The following is a 12,877-nucleotide window of genomic DNA, read 5'->3' as shown; positions in this document are numbered from 1 at the left end:
CATGGCAGTGCTCAACGTCGAGGTCGTCACCCGCGAGACCGTCGTGTGGCGCGGGGAGGCGAAGTACGTGCGGGCCCGCACCGCCGAGGGCCAGCTGGGCATCCTGCCCGGGCACGTGGCCACGATGGCGCTGCTGGCCGAGGACGGCGAGCTGGTCATCGACCCGGTCGACGGGCAGCGGCACACCTCCCGGCTGCAGGAGGGCTTCCTGACGGTCGCGCAGAACCGCGTGGTCATCGCCGCGAAGTCCTCCTCCGACGCCGAGAAGGAGCGCTCCGCGGCCTGAGCCCGGGCCACCGCCCCGGTTCCGACCCTGTTCAGAGGGCCAGGCGCCACCCCCGGAAGGGGAGTGGCGCCGGGCCCTCATGCGTGCCGCGGGGAGGGGTGAAGCGCTTCGAGGATGGGCCGGCCGGGACAGCGCGGACGAGGTCGGGCGGCCGGTGTGGTGCGCGGACGGGCCGGGTCAGAACAGCCGGGATTCGGCGTCGTCCACCCCGCGCAGGGCGTCGTAGTCCAGGGTCACGCAGCCGATGCCGCGGTCCTCGGCCAGGGTGCGTGCTTGCGGTTTGATCAGCTGGGCGGCGTAGATCCCGCGCACCGGGGCCAGCAGGGGATCGCGGTTGAGCAGCTCGAGGTAGCGGCTCAGCTGCTCGACGCCGTCGATGTCCCCGCGCCGCTTGAGCTCCACGGCCACGGTGTGCCCGGCGCCGTCCCGGGCGAGGATGTCCACGGGCCCGATCGCCGTGGGGTACTCCCGGCGGATCAGCGCGTAGCCGGGGCCCAAGACGTCGATCTGCTCGGCCAGCAGCCGCTGCAGGTCCGCCTCCACGCCGTCTTTGACCAGTCCCGGGTCCACCCCGAGCTCGTGGGAGGACTCGTGCTCCTTGGCGTAGATCCGGATGATGAGGCGATCATCGGACTTGGCGGCCTGGACCGTCCAGACCTCCGCGGCATCGTCGTCGAACTCGTGCTCGTCCGCGTGCTGCACGTGCACCGCGGCCGGCGGGGACATCCAGTTCAGGGGTTTGTAGGAGCCGCCGTCGGAGTGGATGAGCACCGAGCCGTCGGCCTTGACCATGATCAGGCGCCGGGCCAGCGGCAGGTGGGCCCTGAGCCGGCCGATGTAGTCCACGGAGCATTCAGCAATGACGAGTCGCACGGTCTCCCACTGTACAAGCGCGCGGGGCTTCGGGGATGTGCCACCATGGAGGCCATGTCCCGCTCGCGTTCCTCCCGCCCCCGTCGCCAGCTGGGCCACGGCAAGGCCGGACCCAGCAAGTGGCAGCGCAGCGCCCCGGGCGGCGGGGACATCGCCCGGGTCCTGGAGCCGGCCCCGCGGGTGGAGCGGGATCGGTTCGGCTCCTGGGCGGTGCGCTTCATCCCGGCGGTCAATGCGCGCAAGACCTACACCTGCCCGGGCTGCACCCGGCCCATCGCGCCGGGCACGGCGCACTGCGTGGTGTGGCGCACGGACCACCTTTTCGGCGACGAGCGGGGCATCGAGGAGCGCCGGCACTGGCACCTGCGCTGCTGGGAGACCCGCTGAGGCGGTCGTCGGCGGCTACCGGGCGTCCTGGCGCGGGACGAAGACCTCCCGGACCAGCAGCAGGCCCGAGGCGGCCACGGGGATCGCGATGATCGCCCCGAGCACTCCCCACAGGACCCCGCCCCCGGCGACGGCGATCACCGCGACCGCCGCGGGCACGGCCACGGCCCGCTTCATGATGCGCGGGGAGATGAAGTACGCCTCCACCTGCAGGTAGGCGAAGTAGCAGATGGCGTAGACCAGGGCCGTCTGCCAGCCCTGCATCAGCGCGATGACGCTCATCAGGATCCCGGCGCTCACCCCGCCGACCAGGGGCACGAAGGCCAGCAGCAGGACCACGAAGGCGTTGAGCATCGGGAAGGGCAGGCCCAGGATCAGCATGAGCACCAGGGCGAAGCTCGCGTTGAGGATCGCCACGCAGGCCTGCCCCAGCACGTAGTTGCCCACCGAGATGGTGATCCGCTCGGTCAGGTCGCCCACCCGCTCGCGTTTGGAGGCCGGGGCCAGGCGCACGAACCACGCCTTGATCACCGGCAGGGAGGCGAGGAAGTACAGGGCCAGGAAGAGCACGACCAGCGTCCCGGTGATCACCTGGGCGATCGTGGAGCCGGCGTTGACCAGGCTGTTGAGGAACCCGCCGATGATGTTGCGGTCGTTGAGCACGGAGTCCACGATGTGCTCCGCCTCGGCCTCCACGCGCCCGCGCACCCCCCACTGCCGGTCCACGGTGGTCACGAAGTCCGAGTCCAGGAAGCGCTGGAAGCTCTGCGGGAAGGACTGGACGAAGGAGACCGCCTGCCCGGCGATCGCGGGGATGATGACGGTGGCCAGCAGGGCCACCAGCCCCGCCAGCACGACGAGGACCCCGGCGACCCCGACGCCGCGGGGCAGGCCCCGCTTCTCCAGGGCCCGCACGGCCGGATCCAGGCCCAGGGCGATGAACATGGCCCCGGTGATCCAGCCGCCTAACGCCCCGACGTTGACCGCGACGTACCAGCACAGCAGGGCGATCCCGACGCCCACGGTGGCCATGAATCCGGCGTACACGGGGCGGGCGAACAGGCCGGGCTCGGAAGGCTCCGGGGTCGATCCCGCGGTGGCCCAGGGAGCGGCGCCCGGGTCGGCCGCGGGCCGGTCGCGGGCCGCGGCGGCACCCAGGACCCCCTCGTCCAGGTGGGTTGCGGCGTCGGTGCGGACCTGGGCTTCCGGTCGGGGATCCTCCGGGATGTCGAAGCGCGGGCGGGGCTTGGCCCCGGGGATGGCGGGGAACTCGGCGTGCCCGGGCTCCTGGAAGCGGTGGGCCAGGCGGAGCCGGTCCAGGATGCGGCGCAGGCGCGGGGACTCGGGACGCGGGGTACCGGGCACGGATCGTCTCCTCTTCGGACGGCACGGCGGTGATCCTTCGAGACTACCCGCGCCGACCCCGGCCGATTGCGCGATCCGAGAACGGGCGGGGCCGGGAGAGGAGCGGCCCGACGCCGGTGTGGGCATACTGGAGGCGGCAACGCCGATCACCGGATCCCGATCGGGGCGCGCCGTGGCCGTTCGAGCGCGGTGCCCCGCGGGACACCCCCGCTGCAGAGAGGACACCTCGATGACCACCATCCCCGAGCCGCACCCCGCGGCCTCCGGCCCCGGGACACCGGCCCCTGCCGAGGAACCGCAGATCCCGGCCTCGGCCCGCCGCGCCCCGGACCTGGCCCAGCGGACCCAGGGCGGCGCCACCGCCCCCGAGCAGGGGCAGGGCCAGCCGAGCTACCGCGCGGAGATCACCACGGGCGAGCAGTTCCAGCAGTACGCCCAGCTGTCCGGGCAGGGCCCCGTGATCTTCGCCCTGTACCGCGGCTCGGACGCCGCGGCGGTGCGCAACGTGGAGCAGCTGGAGCAGCTCATCGATTCCGCGCAGGGACGGCTGCTGCTGGCCGCCGCGGACATCGAGCAGTCCCCGGAGATCGCCCAGGCGCTGCAGGCGGCCACCTCCCTGACCGCGATCGCGATGCTCGGCGGACGCCCGGCGCCGCTGTTCGACCAGCCCGTCTCCCCGGAGCAGATGCAGTCCGTGCTGGGCCAGGTCCTGCAGCTGGCCCAGCAGGCGCAGCTGACCGGCTCCTTCGAACCGGTGGGCACCAAGGGCGCCCCGGCCGAGAAGCCGCTGCCGCCGCTGCACCAGAAGGCCCAGGATGCCCTGGCCGAGCAGGACTACGACGGAGCCCGGGCCGCCTACGAGCAGGCGCTGAGCGAGCAGCCGGGGGATCGGGAGGCCAAGCTCGGCCTGGCCCGGGTGGGGCTGCTGGCCCGTGTGGCCGTCGCCGATGCCCAGGCCGTGCGTCAGCGGGCCGCCGAAGCTCCGCAGGAGGTGGACGCGCAGCTGGCCGTGGCGGACCTGGACGTGGCCGGCGGGCACGTCGAGGATGCCTTCGCCCGGCTGCTGAAGCTGTTCACCGCCGCGTCCCCCGAGGAGAAGTCCCGCGTGCGCGAGCGGATGCTGGAGCTGTTCGACGTCGTCGGAGCGGAGGACCCGCGCGTGGTCTCCGCCCGGGCCGCCCTGATGCGGGCGCTGTTCTAGAGGAGGTCCCGACCGATGAACCCCGAGCCCCCATTCCCGGACCCGAGGTTCCAGGGCCCGCCGCCGGCATCCCCGACCCCGCCGCTGCGGCGTCGGCCCCGGCCCTGTCCCTGCGGGGCCTGCGCAAGGTCTACGACGGCGTCGAGGTGGTGCACGGCGTGGATCTGCAGATCCCGGCCGGATCCATGTACGGCCTCGTCGGACGCAACGGCGCCGGGAAGACCACGACCCTGTCCATGGCCACCGGCCTGCTACGCCCGGACGGCGGCACCGCCCTGGTGCGCGGCACCGACGTGTGGGCCGAGCCCCTGCGGGCCAAGGCCACCCTGGGGGTGCTGCCCGACGGGGTGCACCTGTTCGACCGGCTCAGCGGTCGCCAGCTGATCTCCTACTCGGGGCTGCTGCACGGCCTGGACCGGGACCTGGTGGCCGAGCGGGCCCAGGAGCTGCTGGTGGCCCTGGACCTGCACGACGCCGCCGATCGCACCGTCGCGGACTACTCCGCGGGGATGCGCAAGAAGGTCGCGCTGGCCTCGGCGCTGGTGCACGCCCCCTCGGTGCTGGTCCTGGATGAGCCCTTCGAGGCCGTGGACCCGGTCTCGGCGGCCAACATCCGGGACATCCTCACCGGCTTCGTCCGGCGCGGCGGCACCGTGGTGATCTCCAGCCACGTGATGGACCTGGTGCAGCGACTATGCGACCACGTCGCGATCATGGGCGAGGGGCGGATCCTGGCGGCCGGAACCGTGGATCAGGTGCGCGGGGAGCGCTCCCTGGAGGAGACCTTCGTGGAGCTGGTCGGCGGGCGCGCGCAGACGGAGGGGATCTCATGGTTGGGCGGCTCCTGAGCCTGAAGGGGGCCCTGTTCCGCGCCTCCTTCCGCCGCAGCGGCTGGGTCGTGGCCGGAACCGTGGTCTCCCTCGTGATCGCCGGGTGCGCGGTGCTCGCCGCGGCCGCGGGGTTCCTGGCCCTGCGGGAGGCGGGTCCGCTGGTCGCCGCGCAGATCGCCGCGTGCCTGGGTGCCCTGCTGGGCCTGGTCTGGGTCCTGGTGCCGGTGGTGGTGGCCAGCGAGGACCAGACCCTGGACCCCGAGTTGCTCAGCCCCTATCCGCTGCGGCTGCGCGACATCGTGCTGGCGCAGGTGGCCTCGAGCCTCGTGGGGGTGCTGGGTCCGCTGAGCCTGCTGGGCATGCTCACCCCGGTGCTGTCCGCCCACGGGCCCGGGCAGGCGCTGCTGTCCCTGGTGGCCGGGGTCCTCGGCTTCGTCTGCTTCGTGGTGTGGGCGCGCATCGCGGCGGCCTGCGGGCGCCGACTGCGCCGGCGTCGGGGGCTGACCACGGTGCTGTCCGCCCTGGGCTACGTGCTGCTGATGTTCTCCGGTCTGCTGTTCGGTCTGCTGAGCCTGATCCTGCTGCGGCCGAGTGCCCGGCAGGCCGCGGCCGGCATCGCCGGCTGGATCCCCTGGTCCGCGGGGTACCTCGCCGTCGCCGACGCCGCGGGCACCCCGACGCTGCTCCCGGTGCGCCTGGGCCTGCCGGTGCTGGGCATCGGGATCGGCCTGTGGCTGCTGAGCGCGCTGCTGCGCGGGGAGCTGCTCACCGTGAGTGCGGGCTCGTCGGGTCGTGCGCAGCGGGGGCGCACCCGCCGGGCGGACGACGCCGCGCCGGGCACGGGCCTGGCCCTTGCCCGCGGCCCGGTGAGCGCGGTGGCCGTGCGCACGGGCCTGGATCTGCTGCGCGATCCCCGCATGTCCTTCAGCCTCCTGGGGGTGCTGGGCATCGCGGTGCTGTTCACCGGGCTGTCCGCGCTGCAGGACGGCGCCCAGGCCCTGATGGCCGGACCCTTCGCTGGGCTCACGGCCTGCACGATCGCCTGCTATCTGACCGCCTACGACAACTCCGCGTTCAGTCTGCACCTGCTCGCCCCGCTGACCGGGCGCCAGGATCGCTGGGGCCGGGCCCTGGGGGTTCTCGGGGTGTACCTGCCGGCGACGCTGGTGGTCTCCGCGGCGTGCACCGTGCTGGCGGGCTTCCCCGAGCAGGTGCCGGCCAACCTCGGGGTCAGCCTCGGGTTCTGCCTGATCGGCACCGGCGTCGGGGCGGTGGCCTCGGCGCTGTGGGCCGCTCCGGTGCCGCCGCCGGGGGCTTCCCCGTTCAAGCGGGCCGGCGGCGGGGCCGGCTCCGGGGCCAAGATGGGGATGCTCCTGGCGGCCCTGGTCTGCCTCGCGCTGAACCTGCCCGCGATCATCCTGTACCTGGTCAGCCTGGTCCCGGGGCTGGGATGGCTGGGCTGGGTGGCCCTGGCGGTCGGGATCGGACTGGGCCTGGCGGTGCTCGGCCTGGGGGTGCGCCTGGGGGCGCGCCGCTACGACGCCCGGGCCCCGGAGCTGCTGGCGCAGGTCTCCGTGTTCCGCTGACCGGGCGGCTGCCGTCGAGCGAGGCGGGGCGCGTAGAATGCTGGGCATGATCAGCACCAGCACCCTGCGCACCGCCCCGGAGATCCTGGACACCGCCGAGCCCCTGGAGGGCACCCGCACCGGCGGGGCCGCGACCATCGAGCGGGAGGAGCAGCGCCAGCTCATCGAGCCCGGGGACCACGAGCGCTTCGCCCACTACGTGCGCAAGGAGAAGATCATGGAGTCGGCGATGACCGGCGAACCCGTGATCGCCCTGTGCGGTAAGGTGTGGACGCCGGGCCGGGACCCGCAGCGCTTCCCCGTGTGCCCGCTGTGCAAGGAGATCTACGAGTCCATGCGCGGCGGCAAGGATGATGACGGCGGCCAGGACTGACCCGCACTCTTTGACCTTCCTTCCGCGCACCGACCGACCGAGGCCCGACCAGGAGTGATGACCCCGCAGTGACCGACGATCCGGAGCAGCCGTCCCTGTTCGCCGCCGGAGCGGACCTGCCGCCGGCCTACCCGGACCGGGCCGCGTGGGGCACCGCCCCCAAGCTGCGCGCCTGGCAGCAGGAGGCCCTGGAGAAGTACTTCGCCGAGCAGCCCCGGGACTTCATGGCCGTGGCCACCCCGGGGGCCGGCAAGACCACCTTCGCCCTGCGGGTGGCCAAGGAGCTGATGGACCGGGGCACCGTGTCCCGGCTGACCGTCGTCGCCCCCACGGATCACCTGAAGTCCCAGTGGGCCGACGCCGCCGCGCGCGTGGGCATCGCGATCGACCCGAACTTCAAGAACGCCGACGGGCACCACGCCCGCGGCTTCTCCGGGGTGGCCCTGACCTACGCGCAGGTGGCCAACAAGCCCCTGCTGCACCGGGCCCGCACCGAGAACGCCCGCACCCTGGTGATCCTCGACGAGATCCACCACGCCGGGGACGCCCTGTCCTGGGGGGACGGGCTGCGCGAGGCCTTCGAGCCCGCGCAGCGGCGCCTGGCCCTGACCGGCACCCCCTTCCGCTCGGACTCCTCCCAGATCCCCTTCGTGCGCTACGAGCAGGACCAGGAGGGGCTGCTGCGCTCGCAGGCGGACTACTCCTACGGGTACGGGCCCGCCCTGAAGGACCACGTGGTGCGCCCCGTGATCTTCATGGCCTACTCCGGGCAGATGCGCTGGCGCACCGCCGAGGGCGAGGAGATGGCCGCCGAGCTGGGGGAGGGGTTCACCAAGGACATCACCGCCCAGGCCTGGCGCACCGCCCTGGACCCGCGGGGCCAGTGGATCCCGGCGGTCCTGCAGGCCGCGGACCAGCGGCTCTCGGAGGTGCGCCGCACCGTGCCCGATGCCGGCGGGCTGGTGATCGCCTCCAACCACGAGGACGCCCGCGCCTACGCCGCGCGGCTGGAGAGGATCACCGGGCAGAAGCCGGCCCTGATCCTCTCCGATGACAAGACCGCCTCCGGGCGGATCGACCGCTTCTCCGCCTCCGAGCAGGAGCGCTGGATGGTCGCGGTGCGCATGGTCTCCGAGGGGGTGGACGTCCCGCGCCTGGCCGTGGGCGTGTACGCGACCTCCACCTCGACCCCGCTGTTCTTCGCCCAGGCCATCGGGCGCTTCGTGCGGGCCCGGCGTCGCGGGGAGACGGCCTCGGTGTTCCTGCCCTCGGTGCCGCTGCTGATGGCCCTGGCCCAGGAGATGGAGGCCGAGCGGGACCACGCCCTGGACCTGGGCACCCGGCCCGACGAGGAGGCGATCATCGCCGCCGACGAGGGTCTGGACGATGAGGCCCTGGAGGAGGCCAACCGCGAGGAGAAGGCCAGCTCGGCTCTGGCCGCGGGCAGGTTCGAGGCGATCGGCTCCCAGGCGGCCTTCCACGGGGTGCTCTACGACGGGCAGGACTACCAGGGCTTCGAGATCGGCGCGGAGGACCAGGACTTCCTGGGGATCCCGGGGCTGCTGGACGCCGAGCAGGTGGGCACGCTGCTGCAGGAGCGCCAGCGCGGCTCCCGGGCGGGGGCACCGGCTCAGCCGCCGCGGCAGTCCCCGGCGGTGCCGGATCACCGGCGGCTCAAGGAGCTGCGGAACAAGCTGGCGAAGAACGTCTCCGCCTGGGCCGCGCGCACCGGGCAGCCGCACGGCTCGGTGCACAACGCGCTGCGCCGGGAGTGCGGCGGCCCGCCGGTGGCCCAGGCCACCGCCGAGCAGATCCAGGCCCGGATCGACAAGCTGCAGAACTGGTTCGTGGGGCGCCGGTAGGCCCCGGCCCGCAGCCCCGGCGGCGCTCGAGACGGGTGGGAGCCGATGGATCCGGCGCCCGTCGGCGGCGGATCAAGCGGCCGCGGCGCGGGCGTTGATCCGGGCGACCTGCGCGGCGGGATCGGCGAGGGAGACGATGATCCGCTGGATCGGCTCGTCGGTCAGCTCGATGACCACGGCGTCTTCGTAGCCGCGCACGTTCAGGAAGTGCCGCTGGCCGTCGCGGTGGAAGGTGCCGCTGAGCTTGCCGCCTACGCGCAGCCCGGGCCCGCGCCACCCCTTCGGCTCATCGCGCATCCCGGGGTCGTGGGTGGCCCCGCGCACGTGGGCCCAGGGCACGGCCACCCGCCGGGTGAAGGACCAGAGTTTGTCCAGGCCCCGCGGGGTGATGATCAGCTCGCGTTCGGTCAGCTCGATGGCGTTGCTCATGCTCGGTCGCCTTCCTCTCGGTGCGGTGGGGTGCGGCGGGCGCGGATCAGCAGGCGCTCGCCGAGGCGGCGGGGATCGTCGTCGAAGCACAGTCCGACGGCGCGTTCGGTCAGGGCGCGCAGGCCGTCGTGGTGCGGAGCCAGCTCCAACAGGGCCACCAGGACGAGATCCTGGGCGTCGTGGGTGACCTCACCCGCCCGGGCTCGGTCGCAGACCTGCTCGAGCGCGGCGCGCATCAGTCCGTGCTTCGAGCCGTGGATCTTGTAGAAGCTCGCGCGGCTGAGTCCGAGGACCGAGGTCAGCCGGTCCACGGAGACGGCGTCGAATCCCTCGTGCCCGAACAGCGCCGTCGCCTGCCGCAGCACCTCCTGCTCGTCGAATCCCCGGGGCCTCGCCATGGTTCCATACTAAACGTTCTAGAACGATCCGTCTATAATCGGGGCGACCCCGGATCCGAGAGGGGCAGAGAAGGGTCCGTTACCGGCGGATCTCCGAGGAGTCGATGACCTCGGCCCCGGCCTCCTGGAGGGCCGCGACCGCCTCCTCGGCGGTCTCCTGGGCCACCGGGGCCGTCAGGTCCAGCAGCACTCGGGTCTCGTATCCGGCGTCCACCGCGTCCAGGGCGGTGGCCCTCACGCAGTGGTCCGTGGCGATGCCGACCACGTCCACCGCGTCGATCTCCTGCTCCTGCAGCCAGTCGTCCAGGGACACGTTGACCGTATCCTCGGTCTGCGCGCCGGGCTCCCGCTCGCCGGTGGCCACCGCCTCCTCCGGGACCAGCAGGCCCTCGAAGCCCGAGTATGCGGCCTCGTAGGCGCCCTTGCGGAACCAGGCATCCACGGCGTCGGCGTCCAGGTCCTCATGCACCGCCGCGCCGCGGGAGTGGGCCACGCAGTGCACCGGCCAGGAGGTGCGGAAATCCGGGGTCTCGGAGAAGTGCTCGCCCGGATCCACGTGCCAGTCTTGGGTGCCGACGACGGCGTCGTAGAGGGGACCGTGGGTCAGCAGGTACTCGGAGATGCCGCCGGCAACCTCCGCGCCCCGCTCGGTGGCGAGACTGCCGCCGGGGCAGAAGTCGTTCTGCACGTCCACGATGATCAGGGCACGGGTCATGGAATCCTCCAGGAGCGATGGTCCAGGTGCGCGGCGCGGCGCCGCGCACCTGCGGTATCCGGTTCGGCACCAGGATAGGCGGTGCGTCCCCGGGAGGTCAGGACAGCAGCTGCGTGGGGATGGCCGGCTCCCCCTCGGACAGCCGCCGGGAGGCCGCGGGCAGCTCGGCCCAGGATGCGGCGTGGCGCGCGGCGGCGGCCTTCAGCCCCTCGGCCCCGGTCGCCCCGGGCAGGATCTCACCCTCGCGCACCAGGTCCGTCATCAGCTCCCGCGTCCGCACACCCTCGGGGAGGTCTCCGCTGGCCCGATCCAGGGCCTGCTCGCTGGAGGCCACCACCTCCGCGACGGCCCGGCCGTCCGCGCCCAGCTGGCGCACGGCGTGCTTGCGACCGCCGGTGGAGCCCTTGCCGGCCGAGCGCTTGGCCACTGGCTCCAGCTGCCCGGAAGCGCCCTCCCGGGCCACGAGCTTGTAGACCATGGAGGTGGTCGGCGCCCCGGAGCCGGTGACCAGCCGGGTGCCCACCCCGTAGGAATCCACGGGCGCGGAGCGCAGCCCGGCGATCGCGTACTCGTCCAGATCCGAGGTCACGGTGATCTTCGTGTCCTTCGCGCCGAGCTCATCCAGCAGGGCGCGCACCCACACCGCCTGGGCGCCCAGGTCCCCGGAGTCCAGGCGCACCGCGCCCAGCTGCGGACCGGCCAGCTCCACCGCGGTGCGCACCGCGGCCTCGACGTCGTAGGTGTCCACCAGCAGCGTGGTGCCCGCGCCCTGGGCCGCCAGCTGGGCCGCGAAGGCCGCGCGCTCGTCGTCGTGCAGCAGGGTGAAGGCGTGCGCGGAGGTGCCGATGGTGTGGATCCCGTAGCGCATCCCCGCCTCCAGGTTGGAGGTCCCGGCGAATCCCGCCACCACCGCGGCGCGGGCCGCCGAGACGGCGGCGGCCTCGTGGGCCCGGCGCGAGCCCATCTCCAGGCAGGGCCGACCCGCGGCCGCCCCGACCATGCGCGAGGCCGCGGAGGCGACGGCCGAGTCGTAGTTGAGGATCGAGAGGATCAGGGTCTCCAGGACGCAGGCCTCCGCGAAGGTGCCCTCCACCTGCAGCACGGGGGAGTGGGGGAAGAACGCCTCGCCCTCGGCGTAGCCGCGCACCGAGCCGGTGAAGCGGAAGTCCGCCAGGTACTCGAGGGTCGCATCCCCGACCACCCGGGTGCGGCCCAGGAAATCCAGCTGCTCCGGGGTGAAGCGGAAGTCCGCCAGCTCCTCCAGGAACCGACCGGTCCCGGCCAGCACCCCGTAGCGGCGTCCGGCCGGCAGGCGGCGGGTGAAGGTCTCGAACACGCTGCGGCGCTCGTGGGTTCCGGCCCGCAGGGCCGCTTCGATCATCGTCAGCTCATAGTGATCCGTGAGCAGGGCGGGAGTAGTCTCGATCACGCCTCCCACTGTAGCCACCGCGCCTGGCCCGGCCAAGGACTGCGGCGCCCTCCGCTGGGCTCCCCGCACCCGGGCTGGCCAGCGCTGCGCCGCCACCCGGTGCGACGCCGACGGCGAACCCGCCCCGCCCCGGGACCCGCGTGCCGGGTAGACTCGGGCGGGTCATGGCCCAGCAGCGCACCCAACCGACCCGCACCGCCGTCACCGGCCCCACGGCCCCCGAGACCACCCCGGAGGGCGGGCTCGGGCTGCTCGAGCGCCCCCAGGAGCAGACCCCGTGGCGGGTGCTCGTATGGAACGACCCCGTGAACCTCATGAGCTACGTGACCTGGGTGTTCCGCACCCACTTCGGGCATTCCCAGGCGCAGGCCCACCGGCTGATGCTCCAGGTGCACGAGGACGGGCGCGCCGTCGTGTTCACCGGCAGCCGCGAGGAGGCCGAGCGGCACACCGCCGCGATGCACGGCTACGGGCTGTGGGCCACCTTCGAGAAGGACGGTGAGTGAGATGGCTCGTCCCTTCCGCGCCGGGCGGCGCGGCATCACCGGGCACCTGGAGCAGCCCGAGCGGGAGCTGCTGATCAAGCTGTTCGGCGACGTCGTGACCACCCTGGAGCCGCGGCAGGATCCGGATCAGGACCCGCTGGCCGCGATGCTCGGGATCACCGAGGACGCCGAGGCGCCGGAGGATCCGGCCCTGGCCCGCCTGCTGCCGCAGGCCGCGGCCGATGAGGGCGAGGCCGCGGAATTCCGCCGCTTCACCGAGCTCGGCATCCGCGAGGAGAAGATCGGGCGCCTGCGGATGGCCGCGATGGACTGCGAGGCCCCGAAGCTGCAGCTGGACGACGAGCACGCCCGGGCCTTCGCCGCGGCCCTGAACGACGTGCGCCTGGTCCTGGCTGCGCGCCTGGGGATCCGCGACGAGCAGGACGCCGAGCGCGTGGCCGGCTACACCGACTGGAACCAGGCCACGGACGTGGAGTCCTACATGTCCCTGGTGTACCAGTTCGTCTCCTGGCTGCAGGACTCCCTGATGGAGGCCATGCTCCAGCGACTGTGATCCCCGGACCTTCCCCCTGTGGTCGGTCTCTCGTCGCCCCGGCCACGTGGTCGAGCTCGTGCCGGGGCCCGCTCGCGCAGCGGC

Annotated in this window: 15 protein-coding genes; 9 read left to right on the top strand and 6 right to left on the bottom strand. The window is 73.3% G+C overall.

Features of this window, described 5'->3' with window-relative positions:
- Position 1: 1 nt before the first annotated feature.
- Positions 2-286 (top strand): ATP synthase F0F1 subunit epsilon, encoded by a 285-nt coding sequence (locus AC0VXQ_RS06685; RefSeq protein WP_058730914.1) that lies wholly within the window; start codon positions 2-4, stop codon positions 284-286.
- Between the two features lie 177 nt (positions 287-463).
- On the opposite strand, the gene nucS is transcribed toward AC0VXQ_RS06685, so the two are convergent.
- Positions 464-1,159 carry an endonuclease NucS gene (nucS, locus tag AC0VXQ_RS06680; protein WP_061225011.1) on the bottom strand — a complete coding sequence of 232 codons (696 nt, stop codon included), beginning with the start codon at positions 1,157-1,159 and terminating at the stop codon, positions 464-466.
- A gap of 54 nt (positions 1,160-1,213) precedes the next feature.
- Here nucS and AC0VXQ_RS06675 point away from each other — a divergent pair, with 54 nt between their 5' ends.
- The gene (locus AC0VXQ_RS06675) at positions 1,214-1,546 is read left to right on the top strand and encodes a hypothetical protein (protein WP_058730929.1); all 333 of its coding nucleotides are present in this window, start codon (positions 1,214-1,216) and stop codon (positions 1,544-1,546) included.
- 15 nt (positions 1,547-1,561) lie between these two features.
- Here AC0VXQ_RS06675 and AC0VXQ_RS06670 read toward each other — a convergent pair whose 3' ends face one another.
- Positions 1,562-2,911, bottom strand: a complete 1,350-nt coding sequence (locus AC0VXQ_RS06670) for an AI-2E family transporter (RefSeq protein WP_475528060.1) — start codon at positions 2,909-2,911, stop codon at positions 1,562-1,564.
- 229 nt (positions 2,912-3,140) lie between these two features.
- Between AC0VXQ_RS06670 and AC0VXQ_RS06665 the strand changes: the two genes are divergently transcribed.
- The 5 genes from AC0VXQ_RS06665 (at position 3,141) to AC0VXQ_RS06645 (ending at position 8,763) form a co-directional block, all read left to right on the top strand.
- A complete protein-coding gene (locus tag AC0VXQ_RS06665) occupies positions 3,141-4,112 on the top strand; it encodes a co-chaperone YbbN (RefSeq protein ID WP_100463030.1) in 972 nt (323 codons plus the stop codon).
- 32 nt (positions 4,113-4,144) lie between these two features.
- Positions 4,145-4,960 (top strand): ABC transporter ATP-binding protein, encoded by an 816-nt coding sequence (locus tag AC0VXQ_RS06660; protein ID WP_081046081.1) that lies wholly within the window; start codon positions 4,145-4,147, stop codon positions 4,958-4,960.
- Entirely contained in the window at positions 4,942-6,528 is a 1,587-nt protein-coding gene (locus AC0VXQ_RS06655; RefSeq protein ID WP_100463028.1) for a hypothetical protein, read from the top strand. Before AC0VXQ_RS06660 ends, AC0VXQ_RS06655 begins: the two co-directional genes overlap by 19 nt.
- A gap of 46 nt (positions 6,529-6,574) precedes the next feature.
- Positions 6,575-6,901: a DUF3039 domain-containing protein gene (locus AC0VXQ_RS06650; RefSeq protein ID WP_081046080.1), complete on the top strand. Its 327-nt coding sequence runs from the start codon at positions 6,575-6,577 to the stop codon at positions 6,899-6,901.
- Between the two features lie 68 nt (positions 6,902-6,969).
- Positions 6,970-8,763, top strand: a complete 1,794-nt coding sequence (locus AC0VXQ_RS06645; protein ID WP_058730919.1) for a DEAD/DEAH box helicase — start codon at positions 6,970-6,972, stop codon at positions 8,761-8,763.
- Between the two features lie 72 nt (positions 8,764-8,835).
- On the opposite strand, the gene AC0VXQ_RS06640 is transcribed toward AC0VXQ_RS06645, so the two are convergent.
- The 4 genes from AC0VXQ_RS06640 to AC0VXQ_RS06625 form a co-directional block, all read right to left on the bottom strand.
- Positions 8,836-9,192 (bottom strand): hypothetical protein, encoded by a 357-nt coding sequence (locus AC0VXQ_RS06640; RefSeq protein WP_058730920.1) that lies wholly within the window; start codon positions 9,190-9,192, stop codon positions 8,836-8,838.
- Positions 9,189-9,590: a TetR/AcrR family transcriptional regulator gene (locus AC0VXQ_RS06635; RefSeq protein ID WP_058730921.1), complete on the bottom strand. Its 402-nt coding sequence runs from the start codon at positions 9,588-9,590 to the stop codon at positions 9,189-9,191. The genes AC0VXQ_RS06640 and AC0VXQ_RS06635 overlap by 4 nt, the downstream gene beginning before the upstream one ends.
- A 79-nt stretch (positions 9,591-9,669) precedes the next feature.
- A complete protein-coding gene (locus AC0VXQ_RS06630) occupies positions 9,670-10,305 on the bottom strand; it encodes an isochorismatase family protein (protein ID WP_058730922.1) in 636 nt (211 codons plus the stop codon).
- Positions 10,306-10,402: 97 nt separating this feature from the next.
- Positions 10,403-11,686: a nicotinate phosphoribosyltransferase gene (locus tag AC0VXQ_RS06625; RefSeq protein ID WP_475529401.1), complete on the bottom strand. Its 1,284-nt coding sequence runs from the start codon at positions 11,684-11,686 to the stop codon at positions 10,403-10,405.
- A gap of 212 nt (positions 11,687-11,898) precedes the next feature.
- Between AC0VXQ_RS06625 and clpS the strand changes: the two genes are divergently transcribed.
- Positions 11,899-12,240, top strand: coding sequence for an ATP-dependent Clp protease adapter ClpS (clpS, locus tag AC0VXQ_RS06620; RefSeq protein ID WP_064725644.1), 342 nt, complete (start codon positions 11,899-11,901; stop codon positions 12,238-12,240).
- 1 nt (position 12,241) lies between these two features.
- Positions 12,242-12,793, top strand: a complete 552-nt coding sequence (locus tag AC0VXQ_RS06615) for a DUF2017 domain-containing protein (RefSeq protein ID WP_058730925.1) — start codon at positions 12,242-12,244, stop codon at positions 12,791-12,793.
- Positions 12,794-12,877 lie beyond the last annotated feature (84 nt).

This window comes from Rothia sp. QJM3NY_36 (assembly GCF_056173115.1).
Note: the sequence above shows the minus strand (reverse complement) of the source record. Positions and strands in the feature narration are given on the sequence as shown.

Bases quoted from the DNA above. Each gene is read 5' to 3' on its own strand.
- AC0VXQ_RS06665 (WP_100463030.1), top strand. From the start codon at position 3,141: ATGACCACCATCCCCGAGCCGCACCCCGCGGCCTCCGGCCCCGGGACA.
- AC0VXQ_RS06615 (WP_058730925.1), top strand. From the start codon at position 12,242: ATGGCTCGTCCCTTCCGCGCCGGGCGGCGCGGCATCACCGGGCACCTG.
- AC0VXQ_RS06655 (WP_100463028.1), top strand. From the start codon at position 4,942: ATGGTTGGGCGGCTCCTGAGCCTGAAGGGGGCCCTGTTCCGCGCCTCC.
- AC0VXQ_RS06650 (WP_081046080.1), top strand. From the start codon at position 6,575: ATGATCAGCACCAGCACCCTGCGCACCGCCCCGGAGATCCTGGACACC.
- AC0VXQ_RS06675 (WP_058730929.1), top strand. From the start codon at position 1,214: ATGTCCCGCTCGCGTTCCTCCCGCCCCCGTCGCCAGCTGGGCCACGGC.
- AC0VXQ_RS06625 (WP_475529401.1), bottom strand. From the start codon at position 11,686: ATGATCGAAGCGGCCCTGCGGGCCGGAACCCACGAGCGCCGCAGCGTG.
- AC0VXQ_RS06685 (WP_058730914.1), top strand. From the start codon at position 2: ATGGCAGTGCTCAACGTCGAGGTCGTCACCCGCGAGACCGTCGTGTGG.
- AC0VXQ_RS06640 (WP_058730920.1), bottom strand. From the start codon at position 9,192: ATGAGCAACGCCATCGAGCTGACCGAACGCGAGCTGATCATCACCCCG.
- clpS (WP_064725644.1), top strand. From the start codon at position 11,899: ATGGCCCAGCAGCGCACCCAACCGACCCGCACCGCCGTCACCGGCCCC.
- AC0VXQ_RS06635 (WP_058730921.1), bottom strand. From the start codon at position 9,590: ATGGCGAGGCCCCGGGGATTCGACGAGCAGGAGGTGCTGCGGCAGGCG.
- AC0VXQ_RS06630 (WP_058730922.1), bottom strand. From the start codon at position 10,305: ATGACCCGTGCCCTGATCATCGTGGACGTGCAGAACGACTTCTGCCCC.